Raw genomic sequence first — 15,566 nt, 5'->3', positions numbered from 1 at the left:
CGTCAATATAGATACATGTCGAATCAAGAGGTCGAGTTGGTCATCGTCGGGTCCGGTCCCGCCGGGTACACCGCGGCGGTCTACGCTGCTCGTGCGGGGCTTGCCCCGGTCGTGATCGCCGGCTCGGTGACCGCGGGCGGGGCGTTGATGACGACGACCGAGGTGGAGAACTTCCCCGGCTTCGTCGATGGTGTGCAGGGTCCGGAGTTGATGGAGTCGATGCGGGCGCAGGCTGAACGGTTCGGCGCTCAGATCGTCTACGACGACGCGACCCGCCTCGACCTCGACGGCGACGTGAAGATCATCGAGACCGGTGCCGGGGCCACGTATCGGGCGCGGGCGGTGGTCCTGGCGATGGGCTCCGCGTACCGCAAGCTCGACCTCCCCGAGGAGGACCGCTTGTCCGGGCACGGAGTGTCCTGGTGCGCGACGTGCGACGGGTTCTTCTTCCGCGACCAGGAGATCGCCGTGGTCGGCGGCGGAGACTCCGCGATGGAGGAGGCCCTGTTTCTCACCCGGTTCGCGTCGAAAGTGACCGTCGTGCACCGCCGGGACGAGTTCCGGGCGTCGAAGATCATGGCGCAGCGCGTGCTGGACGACCCGAAGATCGAGGTCGCCTGGAACAGCGAGGTCGCCGCGATCCTCGGCGACGAGCAGGTCACCGGGCTCACGCTGCGCGATAGCGTCACTGGGACCGAGCGGAGACTCGACGCGACGGGGGTGTTCGTCGCGGTCGGGCACGACCCGCGTTCAGATCTCGTGACCGGCCAGGTCGACACCGACGCGGACGGGTACGTGCGGGTCGCGCACCCGTCGACGCGGACGAACCTGGCCGGGGTGTTCGCGGCCGGGGATCTCGTCGATCACACGTACCGGCAGGCGATCACCGCCGCGGGCACCGGCTGCGCGGCCGCGCAGGACGCCCAGCACTACCTGTCGAACCTTGCTCCCGCCACCGTTTCCGCACCTGTTCTGGAGGTTTCCGCATGAGCACCGTCACCCCCGTCACCGACGCCACGTTCCGGGCCGAGGTGCTCGACTCCGAGCTGCCCGTCGTGGTCGACATCTGGGCGGCCTGGTGCGGGCCATGCAAGGCGGTCGCCCCGATCCTGGACCAGCTCGCCGGTGAGTACGCGGACCGGGTGAAGATCGTGAAGGTCGATGCCGATCAGAACCTCGAGACCGTGACCGCGGCCGGCGTGACCTCGATCCCGACCCTCGGGTTCTATCGGAACGGGGAACGGGTGGACGTGTTGATCGGCGCGCACCCGAAGCCCGTCTACGCGACGAAGATCGAGGAGCTGCTCGCATGACCGACACCGTGACCCGCACCGCACCGAAACGGCTCTCCACACTCGACAAGTGGCTGCCGCTGTGGATCGGCCTCGCCATGGTCGCCGGTCTCCTCCTCGGCCGGTTCGTGCCTGTGCTCTCCGACGTGCTGTCCGCGATGGAGGTCGGTGGGATCTCGGTCCCGATCGGGCTGGGCCTGCTGGTGATGATGTATCCGGTGCTCGCGAAGGTCCGCTACGACAAGGTCGCCGCCGTCACCGAAGACAAGAAGCTCCTGGTCTCTTCGCTCGTGCTGAACTGGCTCGTGGGGCCGGCGGTGATGTTCGCCCTGGCCTGGATCTTCCTGCCGGATCTGCCCGAGTACCGCACCGGGCTGATCATCGTCGGGCTCGCCCGCTGCATCGCGATGGTCGTGATCTGGAACGATCTGGCCTGCGGTGACCGGGAAGCGACCGCGGTGCTGGTGGCGATCAACTCGGTGTTCCAGGTCGTCGCGTTCTCCCTGCTGGGCTGGTTCTATCTCACCGTCCTGCCGGGCTGGCTGGGGCTGGACACGCAAGGGCTGGAGATCTCGGTCTGGCAGATCGCGCTGAATGTGATCGTCTTCCTCGGCGTCCCCCTCGCCGCGGGGTTCGCCTCGCGGTGGATCGGCGAGAAGCGGAAGGGGCGCGACTGGTACGAGGAGACGTTCCTTCCGAGGGTCGGGCCGTGGGCGCTGTACGGCCTGCTGTTCACGATCGTGCTGCTGTTCGCCCTCCAGGGCGAACAGGTCACCTCCCGGCCGATGGACGTCGCCCGGATCGCACTTCCCTTGCTGGTGTACTTCGGGCTGATGTGGTTCGCGGGGCTGCTGCTCGGCAAGGGCATCGGCCTGAGCTACGCGCGATCGACGACGCTCGCGTTCACCGCGGCCGGGAACAACTTCGAACTGGCCATCGCGGTCGCCATCGGCACCTTCGGCGCGGCCTCCGGGCAGGCCTTGGCGGGGGTCGTCGGCCCGCTCATCGAGGTGCCCGTGTTGGTGGGGCTGGTCTACGTCTCGCTCTGGGCGGCGAAAGCCTGGTTCCGCACGGACCCCTACGCCACCGAATCCACGATCGAATCGAGGACGTCATGACCGACACCGCTGTCCTTCCCGACGCCGAGGCGTGCGCGCCCTCCGCGATGCACGCGATCGGCGCCGACGCAGCTGCGACTGTGGCCGGGGCGCTCAAGGCGCTGGCGGATCCGCTGCGGCTGCGGATGCTGTCCGCGATCGCGACCGACCCGCGCGGCGAGTCCTGCGTGTGCGATCTCGCGGAGCTCGCCGACGTGTCCCAGCCGACCGTCTCCCACCATCTGAAGGTGTTGAAGGAGACCGGGATGCTGCGGTCCGAGCGGCGCAGTACGTGGGTCTGGTACCGGATCGCGCCGGGCAAGCAGCGCGCCGTCGCGGCCCTCCTCGACGCGTTCGCACCAGCGGCAGTCGCCGACGAGCCGGAGGACGCTCAGGCGCGAGTTGAAGCGTTGCGGCAGATGGACGCCCGCGTGACCCGGCTCGCCGAGGAACTGGCCAACGAGCTGACCGGGCTGCACCGTGATGTCGTGATCGCGATCGTGCGCGAGTCCTACGCGGGCCTGGTGCGGTCGGCGAAGCTGACGCAGCACATGATCCCGCTGACCGAGCGCTTCGCCCGCCAGCGCCTCGCCGACCTCACCCGGGATCGGTCTTCGGGGGTGCCGCAGGTGCTGTTCGTGTGCGTGCAGAACGCGGGCCGTTCCCAGCTCGCCGCCGCCATCGTCAACCAGCTCGCCGACGGCCGAGTGATCGCCCGTTCCGCAGGCTCGACCCCGGCGTCGGACCTGCACCCGCACGTGCGCTCCCTGCTCGTCGAGATCGAAGGCGAGCAGGAGGCTCGGGATGCGTTCCCGAAGCCGCTGACCGACGACGCCGTCCGCGCCGCGGACGTTGTGGTGACGATGGGCTGCGGCGACGTGTGCCCGATCATCCCGGGTGTCCGCTACGAGGATTGGGCCGTCGGCGACCCCGCCCTCGCCTCCCCGCAAGGGGTCGACGCGATCCGACACGACATCGAGTCCCGCGTCCGCGCCCTCCTCGCGACCCTCACCGACTGAAAGAAGCCAAAGTTCATGACCGTTCAGCAGCCCTCTGTCCTGTTCGTCTGCGTCCACAACGCCGGCCGCTCCCAGATGGCCGCCGGCTACCTCCGCCACCTCGCCGCAGGCCGCATCGAGGTCCGCTCGGCCGGGTCCATGCCCGCCGAGCAGATCAACCCCGTGGCCGTCGAAGCCATGCGCGAGGAAGGGATTGACATCACCGCCGAGCAGCCGAAGGTGCTCACCACCGAGGCGGTGCAGGCCTCCGACGTGGTGATCACGATGGGCTGCGGCGACGCCTGCCCGTTCTTCCCGGGCAAGCGGTACGAGGACTGGAAGCTCGACGACCCCGCCGGACAGGGCATCGAGGCGGTGCGCCCGATCCGCGACGAGATCAAGGGGCGCATCGAAGCGCTCTTGGTAGAGCTGCTCGTCTGAGGGAGTGTGAGCGCCGGAGGGGCAAGCAACATCGGCGCTTGCCCCTCCCATGCTCTTGAGGGAGCTCGATCCATGCGGGGAACATCGTTGTGCCGCGGGTGTGGCCCGCTAATTGCGTCCCCAGTGGTTGTCGCTCTATCGAGAAGCGCCTCGCAGCGCTGCTTCGATCTGCTCCGGCGTGGGCGCTCCGGCGAATCCGCTTTCCGTCGAGTAGACGCGGCACGCGAGCGAGCGGACCGGTGCGGTCGGGAACAGGTCGACGCCGTCGACTAGGAGCGTGGGTGATCCTCCGAACGGAGAATTCGTCGCTTCGGCCTCGGTCCGGATGGCTACCAGTTCGACGGCCACGTCCACAAATCCGATTGCGTCCAGCGCAGCACGCGCGTTGGCTTCGGCGATGTCCGTGTTCGGGCAGTCGAGGATGTGCAACAGTTCGACCTTCATGCGATCCGCTCTTTTCGGGTCCGAGCCGCGCGGAGCCCGTTGAGGATGACGACGACCTCGGCGATCTCGTGCACCAGCACCACCGCGGCCAGCCCCAGCACGCCGAACAGGGCCAGCGGGAGCAGGGCGGTGATGATCAGCAGCGACAGGATGATGTTCTGGTTGATGATGCGCCTGCCGCGACGGGCGTGGTCGAACGCCCGCGGGAGGAGCCGGAGGTCGTGGCCGGTGAAGGCGACGTCGGCGGACTCGATCGCGGCGTCGGAGCCGGTCGCGCCCATCGCGATGCCGATGTCCGCGGCGGCCAAGGCGGGGGCGTCGTTGATGCCATCGCCGATCATCGCGACCGAGCCGTGCCCGCCCAGTTTGCTGATCGCGGTGGCCTTGTCCTCCGGGCGCAGCTCGGCGCGCACGTCCTCGATCCCGGCCTGCGCGGCCAGCGCCCGGGCGGTGCGGGCGTTGTCACCGGTGAGCATCGTCACCCCGACGCCCTGGGCGGCGAGGGTGCGGACCACCTCTGGGACCTCGGGGCGCAGCTCGTCGCGGACACCGACCGCGGCGACCGGGGCGTCGTCGCGGTGCACGATCACGACGGTCATGCCCTGCTCCTCCAAGCCCGCGACCTGGTCCTTGAGCGTCCCCGCGTCCAGCCAGCGGGGGCTACCGACGGTGACCCTGGCCCCGTCGATGCTGCCTTCGATGCCGTGCCCGGCCTGCTCGGTCACGTCCAAGGCGGCGGGAGCTCCGGGGGCGGCGGCGGTGATCGCGGCGGCCAGCGGGTGGGTGCTATGCTGCTCCAGCGACGCAGCCCACGCCAACGCCTGCGCCTCGGTCACGCCCTCGGTGGTGAGCACGGCGGTGACGGCGGGCTCGTTGCGGGTGAGGGTGCCGGTCTTGTCGACGGCGACGTGGCGGATCACGCCGAACCGCTCGAAGACCGCGCCGGACTTGATGATCACGCCGAATCTGCTCGCCGAGCCGATCGCGGCGACGACGGTCAGCGGGACCGAGATCGCCAGCGCGCACGGCGACGCGGCGACGAGCACCACGAGGGCGCGGGTGATCCACAGCTCCGGGTCGCCGAGCAGCGAGCCGATGATCGCGACGAGGGCGGCGAGGATCAGCACGCCAGGCACGAGCGGCCGGGCGATCCGGTCGGCCAGGCGGGCGCGGTCGCCCTTCTCGGCCTGCGCCTGCTCGACCAGCTCCACGATCGTGGTCAACGAGTTGTCGGTGCCCGCCGCGGTCGTCTCGACCTCCAGGGCACCGGCGGTGTTGATCGCCCCGGCCGACACCGCGTCGCCGGGCTCGACCTCCACCGGGATCGACTCCCCGGTGATCGCCGAGGTGTCAAGGCTCGACCGGCCCGTGCGGACGATCCCGTCGGTCGCGATCCGCTCACCCGGACGCACGAGCATCAGCTGACCAACGGCCAGATCCTTCGCGGCGACCTCCACGGACGCGCCATCCCGCCGGATGGTCGCGGTCTCCGGGACCAGCTTGAGCAGCGCCCGCAGCCCGCCGCGGGCGCGATCCATGGCCTTGTCCTCCAGCGCTTCGGCGATGGAGTACAGGAACGCCAACGCCGCGGCCTCCTCGACGTAGCCGAGGACCACCGCGCCGACCGCGCTGATCGTCATCAGCAGCCCGATGCCCAGCTTGCCCGTGAACAGCTTGCGGACCGCGCCGGGCGTGAACGTCGACGCACCCAGCAGCAGGCCGATCCAGAACGCCACCAGCGCCGGGATCTCCGCACCCGTCCATTCCAGGACCAGGCCCGTGCCGAAGGCGACGCCGGAGAACACCGGAACCATGATCCCGCGGTCACGCCACCACGACCGCTCCTCCTCGGCCTCCTCGCCGACCCGGGTCTCCGGCTCGTCGCAGCCGCACGCCGCGCTCACGCGCCCGCTCCCGTCCCGCAGCAGCCCGGCACCGTGCACTCGGCATCCACGCACGGCGCGTGCTCGTCCACGGCCAGCGTCACGTCCACCAGCGCCGTGAGCGCCGCCGCGAGGTGCGGGTCGGCGATCTCGTAGCGCGTCTGCCGCCCCTCGGGCTCGGCGACCACGATCCCGCAGTCGCGCAGACAGGTCAGATGGTTCGACACGTTCGAGCGCGTCAGCTCCAGCTCGCGCGAGAGCACGGCCGGGTAGCTCGGGCCGTCCAGCAGGGTCATCAGGATCCGGGAGCGCGTCGGATCCGCCATGGCCCGGCCCAGCCGGTTCATGACGTCAAGACGCGAAGCAATAGTCAGCATACACTGAACTATACAGTGAACGCTGACCTATTGTCGGCTCCGATAACCTCAACTTCGACTATGAACGCCACGCGGCGGGAGGAGTGGCTGCTCCGCGCAGGCCCTCGTCCACGCGCTGGCGATCATCAGGGCCGTCCCGACTGCAGCCAGGGCGGTCAGGACAGCGAATGCCCTCGCGTAGCTCCCGGTCACCTCGGCGAGGACGGCCCCGGCGAACGGGGCGAGGGCAGCGGCCAGCAGGACCGGGAGGCCGAGGACGCCGGAGAGGTGGCCGTAGGCGCGCTCTCCCCAGCGGTCGGTGATCGCGGTCGCCTGCAGCAGCGTGGCGATCCCGCGGCCGACTCCGGCGAGCATCGACGCCGCAATCAGCAGGCCCACCGGGCCCGGCACCACGGCCAGGACCAGCGTGCTCGCAGTCACCAGGATGAACACGGCGGCGGTGCGCGCGGTCAGCGAGGCCCGGTGCGCCAGGCCGGTGTAGACGAGGCGTCCGGCGACCTGGCCGACGCCCCCGAGGCCGAGCACCCAGGCTGCGGCCCGGGCGTCGAGGCCGCGCTCGAGCATGAGCGGGACCAGGGCCAGCAGGCCCGTGTACATGGCCAGCGACGCCGCGGTCAAACCGCCCGTGAGCAGCCAGAACCGCGCGCTGCGCAGGACCGCGACGGCATGGGCGCTGTCGGTGGCGGGCGCGTCGCGATGCCCGCGCGCGGGCCAGGGGCGTCGCAGCAGGAGCGAGTGGGCCGGCACTGTGACGACGGCGAGGGTGGCTGCCGCCCACAGGTAGGTCGCCCGCCAGCCCAGCTGCTCGCCGGCGGTCGCCGTCAGCGGCGCGAAGACCGTGCTGGCCAGGCCCGCGACGAGCGTCAGGGTGGCCAGTGCCCCGAGGCGGCGTGCGTCGAACCAGCCGGTGATCGCGGCGAACGCCGGCGGGTAGAGCACCCCGGCCATCGCGGCCCCGGCCAGCACCCAGCCGGCGACGAAGACCGGCAGGCTCCATGCCGTGCCGATCACCACGAGAGCCAGGACCCCGAGGGCCGACCCGACCGTCATGACCAGCCGCGGTCCGCGCCGGTCGATGACGCGGCCGATCGGCACCCCGACCAGCGCCGAGACCACCAGTGCCGCCGAGAACGCCGAGGTGACGGCCACCGTGGACCAGCCGGTGTCGGCGCTGATCCGCGGCGCGAGCACCGGGAAGGCGTAGTAGAGCAGCCCCCAGGAGACGATCTCGGTTACGCACAGGGCCGCCAGCACCGCGCCGAGCGACGGGCGGGGTCCGGGCTCAGGCAACGGCGGCACCCCGCGGCAGCCTGGTCAGGGCGTCGACGACGTGCTGGGCGTCGCGGTGCACCCCGCGCAGCGTGTTCGAGGAGAACGACCGCTGGAACTCCACACCGAGGAAGCCCAGCCCCGGCAGCGCGGTCGAGACACCGCGGTCGTGCCGGAGCCTGCCGGCCCCGTCGAGGACGCCGAGCGAGGTCAGGTAGGTCAGGTGCGGCCGGTAGCCGGTCGCGAAGATCACGGCGTCGACCTGCTCCCGGGAGACGTCAGGCCACACGACCCCGTCCGGGGACAACGCGGTGAACATGGGCCGCTGGTCGGGCCGGCCCGCCTCCAGCGCCCGCTTGTACGTGTCGGTCCCAATCACCGGGGTGCCGGTGACGAGCCGTTCGAGGACCGATGGCGGGAGCAGGTCGGCGCGCGTGAGGCGCAGCCACCAGTGCAGGTCGCGTCCGGCGATCATCTGCGGCGCGAACCGGACCCGGTCCCGCACCGCCAGCGACGTCTCCGCGTGCTCGGCGAGCTCGTGGGCCACCTGCACGGCGGAGTTGCCCGCCCCGACGACCACGACCCGCTGCCCGGCGAACTCCTCCGGCGACCGGTAGTCGGCCACATGCAGAACCCGCCCCTCGAATGCCTCCCTGCCGGGGATCGCCGGCACGTGGGGATTGCCGAACGAACCGGAGGCAGCGACGAGCGCGTCGCCGACCAGGCTGCTCCCGTCAGCCAGCTCCACCGTGAACGCCGGCCCGTCGGCGGTGACGTCGACGACGCGGGCATTGGTCCGGACCTCGACGCCGAGCTGGTCGGCGTATCCGCGCAGGTACTCGACGACCTCGTCGCGCCCTGGGTAGCCGTCCGGGTCGCCGGGGAACGAGTACCCGGGGAAGGAACTGAACCGGCGTGGGGAGAACAGGCGCAGGCTGTCGTAGTAGCACGGCCACGACCCCACCGGCTCCGGGCCGGCCTCCAGCACGACCGGCTCCCAGCCCCGGTCGCGTCCGGTGCGGGCGGCAGCGAGGCCAGACTGCCCGCCACCGACGACCAGCAAGCGGCCCCGACTCATCCGTCCGCCCTCGCGCCGATCTGGACCAGCTGCGGACCAGGCGCGCAGCACGAACCCGAGGCCGCCTGATCGTCCGGGGCGTCGAACAGGCCAGACCCGCCACACACCCCAGTGTCCGGCAGGACGAGGTCGACGCGCGCGGCAGCCTCACGGTCGCCGGCGATCGCCGCGACGACGCTGCGGACCTGCTCGAACCCGGTCAGAGCCAGGAACGTCGGCGCCCGCCCGTACGACTTCGCCCCCACGATGTAGAACCCCGGCTCCGGATGCGCGAGGTCTGCAGCTCCCGTGGCACGGACCGAGCCGCACGAATGCAGGTTCGGGTCCACCTCGACAGCGACCTTCACCGGAGCCTGCAACCGCATGTCGAGACCGAGCCGGATCTCGGACAGGAACGACAGATCAGGCCGGAACCCGGTCGCGACGAACACGCGCGATGCCGGTTCCAAACGGCGGCCGTCCTCCGCGAGGAGCACAGCCTGCCCGTCCTCGACCGTCACCTCTTCGGTACGGAACCCGGTGACGAGATCCACGAGCCCGTCCTCGACCGCCTTCTTCGCCCGCTGACCCAGCGCACCGCGCTCGGGCAGCTCGTCCCCGCTCCCGCCGCCGAACGTGTTGCCGACCGTGCCGCGGCGCAGCACCCAGCTGATCCGCGTCCCCGGCACCCGCTTCGCTACCCGCGACAGTATCCCGATCGTCGTCGCAGCAGAATGACCGTTGCCGACCACCACCACATGCTGACCGGCCAAGCCCAGGGCATCGTCGATCGCGGGCATGCGATGCTCCACCAGCCCCGCATCGACTGCAGCCTCCTCGCCGAGCGCGGGGAGACCGTCAGCACCCGCGGGATTCGGGGTGTACCAGGTGCCCGACGCGTCGATCACCGCGTCGGTCTCGATCCGCTCCTGCCCACCATCCGTGCGGCGGACGTGCACGACGAACGGCTGCTCCGCTCGCCCGGCATCGACCGCGAGATCCCGCCCCTTGCGCGCCGCTCCGACCACACGAGCCCCATACCGGACCCGGTCGCCCAGCGCGTCCGCAAGCGGGGCGAGATACCCCTCGATCCACTGCGCCCCGGTCGGATAGCCTTTCTCCGGCGCCACCCACCCCGTCGGCTCCAGCAGGCGACGAGATGCCGCATCGGTGAGCTCCGTCCACGGCGAGAACAGCCGCACATGCCCCCACTCCGCAACAGCTGCCCCCGGACCATCACCGGCCTCCAGCACGAGCGGGTTCAATCCGCGTTCCAGTAGATGCGCGGCCGCTGCGAGCCCCTGCGGGCCCGCACCGATAACGACGACGGAAACCATACCCAACCTCCATGCATTGACGTTCTTCAATGTGAACGAGCCTGCCTCACGTATCGACAGATGTCAATGCGTAGGGCAGAATGGAGCCATGAACGCCCTTCCCGCGACCATCGAGAGCACCCCCGAAGCCTCGACCTGCTGCATCCCCGGGCAGCCGCTCGATGACGCGACCGCGCAGCAGCTCGCCCGGGTGTTCAAAGCGCTCGGCGACCCCACCCGGGTCAAGCTCATGGCGATGATCGTCGGCAGCAGCGAGGGCGAGATGTGCGTGTGCGACCTCACCGAACCCGTCGGACTGTCGCAGCCGACCGTGTCACACCACATGAAACTCCTCGTCGAAGCCGGTCTCGTGACCCGCGAGCAACGCGGTAAGTGGGCCTACTACCAGCCCACAACCGACACGCTCGCCGGCGCCGCGCGGGCGTTCCTCTCCTGACGCCAGATTCCCGGTTCCGGCCGATGGTCGAGTCCGACTGGCCCGAGGTCGCGAGCATCTACCAAGCCGGGATCGCCACCGGGCACGCCACCTTCGAAGCTGTGCCGCCCGCGAACTGGGCCGCGTTCATCACTTGCAAACGCTCCGAGCTGAGCCTGGTAGCCCTCGACTCCGCAGATCGGGTCAACGGATGGGTTGCCGCGGCCCCCACCTCAACGCGGACCGCCTATGCGGGCGTCGTCGAACACTCGATCTACATCCACCCCGATGCTGCAGGACAGGGCGTCGGCTCCAGGCTCCTGGCCGCATTCCTTGCCGTCGCCGACCACGCGGGCATCTGGACGGTCCAGTCCTCAATCTTCCCCGACAACACCGCAAGCCTGCGCCTCCACGAGCGCGCCGGATTCCGCACCGTCGGCAGACGAGAACGCATCGCCCGCATGGACTACGGGCCGCACGCCGGCCGCTGGCGCGACACCATCCTCGTCGAACGCCGCACCCCTGCTGATCCCGCAGGAAGCCACGCTGAGGCTGCATCTTCCGTGAACATGCACACTCACACCTGCTCCAGCGACCTCTCAACCCGCATCTTCACGCCAAATCGACTTCAGGATTCCTCAACTTGCGGGGAATGCCGGTCATGCGGGCGGTGGTGTCGAACGCGGCGAGCTCGGCGGGGTGGAGTTGGTGCTGCACGACGAAGGCCCGGTCCTTGATCCGCCAGAGCCCTTGCCCGGTGCCGAGTCCGGGCAGCAGGCGGCGTTCGGTGCCGGTCAGCCCGAGCGCGACGGCGGTGGGGCCGAGCTGATCGGTCTCCTGCCGGTAGACGATCCTCGTCTCCGCGTTTGCCAGCAGGCTGTTCGCCAGCGCCCGGTTCGCCGATCCGGCATCGCCGACGTTCTCCAAGTCGGTGAGCTTGTGGAACACCAAGAGATTGGCCAGCCCGTAGTGCCGGGCGAGACGCCAGTGGGCGTCCATCCTGCGCAGGAGCGCCGGGTGGGACATGAGCCTCCATGCCTCGTCGTAGACGACCCATCTGCGGCCCCCGTTGGGGTCGAGCAGGGCGGCTTCCATCCATGCCGACGAGCAGGTCATCAGCACCGAAATCAACGTGCTGTTCTCGGTGACGCGCGAAAGATCGAGGCTGACCATCGGCAGCGACGGGTCGAACCTGACGGTGCTCGGCCCGTCGAACAGGCCGGCCAGGTCCCCGGCCACCAGGCGGCGCAGCGCGTGGCCGACCTGGCGGCCGTCCTCGGTGAGCCGGCCGTCCGGGTCGTCGGCAGGGTCGGGGCGCAGCAGCCGGTCGACCACCATCGGCAGGATCGGCACGTCCGCGTCGCGGACCGCGCCGGCCAGGGCGGTGTCGATCGCGGTGTGCTCCAACGGCGCCAACCGCCGATCCAGCACCGTCTCCGTCAAGGCTCCGAGCAGATCGCGGCGTCGCGCGGCGAGGGTGGTGGCCCACTCCTGGTCGGACAGGCCGCCGGGCCGGTAGCCCTCATCCAAGGGGTTGAGCCTGTTGCCCATCCCGTGCCCGAGGATGATCGCTTTCCCGCCGACTGCTTCGGCGACGCCGGAGTGCTCGCCTTTGGGGTCGCCGGGGACATAGACGCGGTACCCGAAGGGCAGACTGCGGGTGTAGAGGCTCTTGGCGAGCGACGATTTCCCGGAGCCGACGATCCCCGCCAAGATCAGGTTCGGCGCGGTGATGATGCCCCTGCGGTACAACTCCCACGGGTCGTACACGAACGAGGAGCCGCTGTAGAGGTCTTGGCCGATGAAGATTCCCGCGGCTCCGAGCCCGGCTTCGGCCAGGAACGGGTACTGCCCGGCGAGCACGGCGCTGGTGTCCTGATGCCGGGCCACCCGGAAGCGGCCCGGTGTCCTCAGCGCGGCCGGGCCGGGCTCGCCGGCGGCGGGCAGGTAGACCGTGGCACGGCGTTCAGCCCGTTCGGCGGCGGCCTTGGCCTGGGCCGCTTCCTTCTCGACGTGACGCTGCTCGGCGACGAGGCGGGCGGCGGCTTGCCGCCGCTGCTTGCGCAGCCGGCGCCGCTCCGAGGCGGGAGTGACGAGGACAGCGGTGTGCAGCTTCTCGCCCCGGCTCACAACGACCGCCCCCGCGTCCCGGAGACCCAACCGCCGGCGGGACGGTCGAACCATGACGAGTCCGGCGCCGGGCGAGGCTGCTGTGGCATGTCCGGCTTGGGCTGCGGCGGGCCCTCGATGCCGAGCGGTGCCAGCGCGTCCGCGTTCTGGCGAGCGGCCTCCGCGACCCATCCGGGAAACAGGCACTCATGCTCGGGCCTGCTGCCGGGGTTGTCGATGGCGTACTGGCGGGCGTCGCCGGCCGCTGCCAGGAAGGCGGCGAGGTCGCGCATCGCGCGGTCCGGGGCGACCGGCGCTCCGGCGCCGGTGAACAGGTCCCGGCCGACGAGCGTCTGCCCGGTCGCGGTGTCCTCGATGCGGTAGGCATATCGCTGGTGCTCGCCCAGCGGCGAGTCCGGCCAGACGGTCAAGGTGAGCGTCCCGACGTGCCGGGACATCGAAGCGGTGGGGTCTGCGCTGTTCATGGCGGGCAGGTGCGCGCCGGCACGTCTCCGTGGTGGCTATGTCAGAGCGACAGCCCGCGGGCCTGCTTGACGGCGGCGACGCCGGGATGCTCGAACCAGCCCCCGTCACGGACGGCGCTACGCCGCCCGGCCGTCTCTCGCTCACGGCCTGTCGTCGGGCGGCGGGCCGGGACGTGCGCCCCTGCTTCTTTGTCGATGGCGTCCTCGGCACGGATCAGGTGCCGCCGGTACAGGGCGACGTGCCCGGCCATCGCGTTGTAGGTCATCGCGTAGTCGCCGGTCTCGGCCTGCCGGTCACCGGGATAGACCGGGGCGGTGTCGTGAACGTCGCCGTTCTCCAAGGCGGCGTTCGTGGTCTCCTCGCCGTAGTCCCACGCCGACAGATGCTCGATCCCCGCCTCGACCCCGTGGGCGTCGATGAGGTCGATCACCCGGTCGGTTTCCTCGCCTTGGAGGAACACGACGCCAACCCACCGCTCCACCATCCGGTCCTGCGGGTTCCACACGATCCGGCCCGAGTGGGTCATGGCCGCGCTCAGGCGGTCGTCGGCCTGGTCGATGAGCGTGCCGGCCTGGTGCAGCTCATCCGCTGCGGCCAGCGCCTCGGCCGCACCGCCGCTGTACTCGCGGGACTCGTCGGTGACGTGATGCTGCCGGCTCAGATGGGCGGCGGCGAGCTGGTCGAGCACCTGCCGCAGCGATCGCAGCCCGCCCAACAGCTCACCGATCACCACGTAGGTCTCGGACGGGTCCTCGAAGCTACGGCTGGCGTGAGCCAGACCGCGCAACGCCTCGTAGGCATCGCTGGCGTCGCTGGTCGGGTTCGTGTATGTCGGCATCACGGGCCTCCTTCAACGAGGGTGGGATGCCTGCCAGGTGAGCGCGCCGGTCACACCGTGCGGCACAGCGGCAGCGCGGCCGCCGTGAACGCGACGGCTTGCTGGCCGACGAGCCTTCGGGTCTCGCAGGAGGCTTGGATCGAGGCTTGTTCGATCGCGGCGACTGCGGCTTCCAGCTCGTCGACGCTGGGGGCGGAGACGGAGATGAGCCCGGAGACCCGTAGAATCCCGTGGCCGGCGGTCAGGTCGGCTTCCTGCTGGAGAACGTCTTGGTATTCGGCGGTCTGCGCGGCGTCCTCGATCTGCCCGATTCGGGCGCGCTGGGCCGCATCGGAGATGTGTTCGACCTTCTTCTTGCGGATGTCGCGGGCCGCCTGGTCCGAGCGCATCGGGGTGTAGATCAGCGACACAGCCCGTTGGATGCCGGTGGAGAGCAGCACCGGCGCGAGGAACCCCGGATAGACGAGGCTGCGGGGCCACTCCGAGACCCACAGCACGGTGTGCCAGGCGGAGTCGGTGCGCAGGTTGCCCCAGGTCTCGGTGACCGCGACCGGGCCGGCGGCGGCGAGCTCCTGCCCGAGCCGCCCGTGGCGCTCCAAGGTGGCGGCCACGGCCGGGTCATACGCCGAGCGGAGGATGACCGCGACCTGACCGGGGCCGAGCCACCCCGAAGGGGTCAAGTCCGCCGAACGCAGCGCGGCGACCAGCGTCGCCATCTCCTGCCGGAGCACCGCGGCGGCGCCGCGGATGCCGCCGCCGGCGGTCCTGATCTGCTGGGAGGCGACCTTCATGTCCAGGGAGAGGCTGACCGTGGTGGCGTGCCGTTCCCCGGCGGGGCCGGCCCGCTCGATCAGTTCGCGGTAGGTGGTCGCGGCCCAGGAGCCGTCGTCGGTGCCGTGCTCGGCCCACCACTCGGCCAGCCCGCTACCGGAGTCGGGCAGGGTTCGTTCGAGCACTTGCAGGGTCGCGATCCGCCCGGACCGGCAGACCGTGGCGAGCACTCGCCCCCAGGAGGTGACGCGGCGCTCTTGCTCGCCGGGGTCGAGCAGGATGAATGCCGGATGGGTCACTTCCGTCACGACCGTCAAGGTTGCCTGGCGGGGGTCGTGGATCATGCACGCCCCGGTCTCGGGGTCCAGGTGCTCCCGAAGCCGGGCCATGTCACCGGGCAGCGCGAGACTTCCGGCAGGGCGGGGCTTGACGATCCGCCGCCGGTAGAGCAGTTGCCCGCCGGTGGAGCGCCACAGCCACCAGAGCGCGACAGGGAGCCATTCGACCATCGGCCTCCCAGCGATGGGCACCCAGGTCAGCACGACCGCGAGCAGCCAGACCGGGGCGGTGTAGACCAGCAGCATCCCGGCGCCGCCGTAGAACGCGGCCAGCAGCGCCAGGCCGCCGATGCCGAGGGTGATGAGCTGCGCGACCGAGAGGCCGAGCAGCACCCCTCGGCGGGTGAGTCGGCTGAACTTCATCGGCGTCAGCTCGCTACCGGGTGTCTTCTGGTCCGTGGTGGGCATGGGTGG

Annotated in this window: 16 protein-coding genes and 1 pseudogene; 7 read left to right on the top strand and 10 right to left on the bottom strand. The window is 70.7% G+C overall.

The annotated features are described in order from the left end of the window. The first annotated feature begins 15 nt into the window (after positions 1–15). From trxB to NHH00_RS01875, 5 genes are read left to right on the top strand one after another with little or no spacing between them, the layout of a single operon-like run. On the top strand, positions 16–990 hold the full coding sequence (gene trxB / locus NHH00_RS01895; RefSeq protein WP_112266878.1) for a thioredoxin-disulfide reductase: 975 nt from the start codon (positions 16–18) through the stop codon (positions 988–990). Next, positions 987–1,313 (top strand): thioredoxin, encoded by a 327-nt coding sequence (gene trxA, locus NHH00_RS01890; RefSeq protein ID WP_112266876.1) that lies wholly within the window; start codon positions 987–989, stop codon positions 1,311–1,313. Before trxB ends, trxA begins: the two co-directional genes overlap by 4 nt. Next, on the top strand, positions 1,310–2,410 hold the full coding sequence (gene arsB / locus NHH00_RS01885) for an ACR3 family arsenite efflux transporter (protein WP_112266874.1): 1,101 nt from the start codon (positions 1,310–1,312) through the stop codon (positions 2,408–2,410). The genes trxA and arsB overlap by 4 nt, the downstream gene beginning before the upstream one ends. Then, complete coding sequence (locus tag NHH00_RS01880) at positions 2,407–3,408, top strand: metalloregulator ArsR/SmtB family transcription factor (RefSeq protein WP_013864596.1); 1,002 nt, start codon at positions 2,407–2,409, stop codon at positions 3,406–3,408. Before arsB ends, NHH00_RS01880 begins: the two co-directional genes overlap by 4 nt. A gap of 15 nt (positions 3,409–3,423) precedes the next feature. After that, positions 3,424–3,828: an arsenate reductase ArsC gene (locus tag NHH00_RS01875; RefSeq protein ID WP_112266873.1), complete on the top strand. Its 405-nt coding sequence runs from the start codon at positions 3,424–3,426 to the stop codon at positions 3,826–3,828. Positions 3,829–3,963: 135 nt separating this feature from the next. Here NHH00_RS01875 and NHH00_RS01870 read toward each other — a convergent pair whose 3' ends face one another. From NHH00_RS01870 to NHH00_RS01845, 6 genes are read right to left on the bottom strand one after another with little or no spacing between them, the layout of a single operon-like run. Next, positions 3,964–4,272 carry a hypothetical protein gene (locus tag NHH00_RS01870; protein ID WP_013864598.1) on the bottom strand — a complete coding sequence of 103 codons (309 nt, stop codon included), beginning with the start codon at positions 4,270–4,272 and terminating at the stop codon, positions 3,964–3,966. Continuing rightward, on the bottom strand, positions 4,269–6,176 hold the full coding sequence (locus NHH00_RS01865; protein WP_253049606.1) for a heavy metal translocating P-type ATPase: 1,908 nt from the start codon (positions 6,174–6,176) through the stop codon (positions 4,269–4,271). The genes NHH00_RS01870 and NHH00_RS01865 overlap by 4 nt, the downstream gene beginning before the upstream one ends. After that, entirely contained in the window at positions 6,173–6,532 is a 360-nt protein-coding gene (cmtR, locus tag NHH00_RS01860; RefSeq protein WP_007633539.1) for a Cd(II)/Pb(II)-sensing metalloregulatory transcriptional regulator CmtR, read from the bottom strand. The genes NHH00_RS01865 and cmtR overlap by 4 nt, the downstream gene beginning before the upstream one ends. Positions 6,533–6,580: 48 nt before the next feature. Then, entirely contained in the window at positions 6,581–7,822 is a 1,242-nt protein-coding gene (locus NHH00_RS01855; protein WP_253049604.1) for an MFS transporter, read from the bottom strand. After that, positions 7,815–8,879 carry a flavin-containing monooxygenase gene (locus NHH00_RS01850; protein WP_112266869.1) on the bottom strand — a complete coding sequence of 355 codons (1,065 nt, stop codon included), beginning with the start codon at positions 8,877–8,879 and terminating at the stop codon, positions 7,815–7,817. Before NHH00_RS01850 ends, NHH00_RS01855 begins: the two co-directional genes overlap by 8 nt. Beyond that, positions 8,876–10,195: an FAD-dependent oxidoreductase gene (locus NHH00_RS01845; protein WP_112266867.1), complete on the bottom strand. Its 1,320-nt coding sequence runs from the start codon at positions 10,193–10,195 to the stop codon at positions 8,876–8,878. The genes NHH00_RS01850 and NHH00_RS01845 overlap by 4 nt, the downstream gene beginning before the upstream one ends. An 88-nt stretch (positions 10,196–10,283) precedes the next feature. Here NHH00_RS01845 and NHH00_RS01840 point away from each other — a divergent pair, with 88 nt between their 5' ends. Together NHH00_RS01840 and NHH00_RS01835 are read left to right on the top strand one after the other, a co-directional pair. After that, on the top strand, positions 10,284–10,631 hold the full coding sequence (locus NHH00_RS01840) for an ArsR/SmtB family transcription factor (protein ID WP_112266865.1): 348 nt from the start codon (positions 10,284–10,286) through the stop codon (positions 10,629–10,631). 23 nt (positions 10,632–10,654) lie between these two features. After that, positions 10,655–11,029, top strand: a pseudogene (locus NHH00_RS01835) (GNAT family N-acetyltransferase); the annotation flags it as partial. A 193-nt stretch (positions 11,030–11,222) separates the two neighbouring features. Here NHH00_RS01835 and NHH00_RS01830 read toward each other — a convergent pair. Genes NHH00_RS01830 through NHH00_RS01815 form a run of 4 tightly spaced genes read right to left on the bottom strand, consistent with a single transcriptional unit; the run spans position 11,223 to position 15,560 of the window. Continuing rightward, positions 11,223–12,740: an ATP-binding protein gene (locus tag NHH00_RS01830; RefSeq protein WP_112266863.1), complete on the bottom strand. Its 1,518-nt coding sequence runs from the start codon at positions 12,738–12,740 to the stop codon at positions 11,223–11,225. Then, on the bottom strand, positions 12,737–13,204 hold the full coding sequence (locus tag NHH00_RS01825) for a hypothetical protein (RefSeq protein WP_026529672.1): 468 nt from the start codon (positions 13,202–13,204) through the stop codon (positions 12,737–12,739). Before NHH00_RS01825 ends, NHH00_RS01830 begins: the two co-directional genes overlap by 4 nt. A 41-nt stretch (positions 13,205–13,245) precedes the next feature. Then, the gene (locus NHH00_RS01820) at positions 13,246–14,043 is read right to left on the bottom strand and encodes a hypothetical protein (RefSeq protein WP_026529671.1); all 798 of its coding nucleotides are present in this window, start codon (positions 14,041–14,043) and stop codon (positions 13,246–13,248) included. Positions 14,044–14,093: 50 nt separating this feature from the next. After that, positions 14,094–15,560, bottom strand: a complete 1,467-nt coding sequence (locus NHH00_RS01815) for an SCO6880 family protein (RefSeq protein WP_112266861.1) — start codon at positions 15,558–15,560, stop codon at positions 14,094–14,096. Positions 15,561–15,566: the final 6 nt, after the last annotated feature.

Origin of the sequence: Cellulosimicrobium cellulans (assembly GCF_024124905.1) — a bacterium.
GTDB classification, from domain to species: domain Bacteria; phylum Actinomycetota; class Actinomycetes; order Actinomycetales; family Cellulomonadaceae; genus Cellulosimicrobium; species Cellulosimicrobium cellulans_G.
This window is presented reverse-complemented; position numbering and strand designations above follow the sequence as displayed.